Annotated in this window: 2 protein-coding genes; both read left to right on the forward strand. The window is 62.5% G+C overall.

Annotation, left to right across the window (positions count from 1 at the left end; all coding sequences use genetic code 11):
• Nucleotides 1-546, forward strand: a 546-nt coding sequence (locus ABID58_RS37335; protein WP_354037808.1) for a flagellin, incomplete at its 5' end; no start/stop codon positions are given.
• Between the two features lie 292 nt (nt 547-838).
• Nucleotides 839-1,096 (forward strand): flagellin N-terminal helical domain-containing protein (locus tag ABID58_RS37340; RefSeq protein ID WP_502916471.1); only part of this gene is annotated, 258 nt, incomplete at its 3' end.

Here is a 1,096-nt window from a genome sequence, read left to right on the forward strand (position 1 = left end):
GGAACGATTGTCGCCGCGGTTGCCGACCCGGTGTCGCAGGCCACGCGCTCGTCGCTGGTCACCCAGTACAACCAGATCATCACGCAGATCACCACTACGGCGCAGGACGCTTCGTTCAACGGCATCAACCTGCTGAATGGCGACTCGCTGAAGCTGGTGTTCGACGAAACCGGAAAATCGGCGACGACGATTACCGGCGTGACCTTCAACCCGACTGGTCTCGGCCTGAAGTCGCTCACCGCGGGCAGCGACTTCATCGACAACACTGCAACCAACACCGTTCTGACGGCGCTCAACACCGCCAGCGTCACCCTGCGGTCGCAGGCGTCGGCCTTCGGTGCCAACCTGTCGATCGTGCAGATCCGCCAGGACTTCAACAAGAGCCTGATCAACGTGCTTCAGACCGGTTCGTCCGCCCTGACGCTGGCCGACTCCAACGAGGAAGCGGCCAACAGCCAGGCGCTGTCGACCCGCCAGTCGATTGCGACGTCCGCGCTGTCGCTGGCCAACCAGTCGCAGCAGAGCGTTCTGCAACTGCTGCGCTGAGCCCGGCGCAATTCTCGATCTGGAAGAGCGGCGGGGCCTCGGCCCCGCCGTTTTTTTCTTGTGCGCTGCAGTTTGTGTTTTCCGGAATCGATCGAGGCCCGGCGCCGCGGAGGCTGCTTAACCGATCGACCGGTCTTGACCGTTTGTTAACCATAATTCTTCGAAAGCGCCTCGGCCGTTAACCAAGACCGGTCTGCTTTATCCTTTGTTGACCATAGCGTCCCTAGGGTTCCCCGATGCGCGGCCAAGGAAGGCCCGCTGAGTTACACCAGAAAGGTCGTTTCGCATGTCTCTGTCCAACATCACGCTCTCCGCGGCAGTCCGCCAGAACCTGCTCTCGCTGCAGGGCACCGCTGACCTGCTCGCGACCACGCAGGGCCGTCTCGCCACCGGCAAGAAGGTCAACAGCGCGCTCGACAATCCGACCAACTTCTTCACCGCCGCCGGTCTCGACGCCCGCGCCAGCGACATCAGCAATTTGCTCGACAGCATCGGCAACGGCGTGCAGGTCCTGCAGGCCGCCAACACCGGCATCACCTCGCTGTCGAAG

The organism is Bradyrhizobium sp. S3.2.6 (assembly GCF_040546885.1).
Classification (GTDB): Bacteria; Pseudomonadota; Alphaproteobacteria; order Rhizobiales; family Xanthobacteraceae; genus Bradyrhizobium; species Bradyrhizobium cytisi.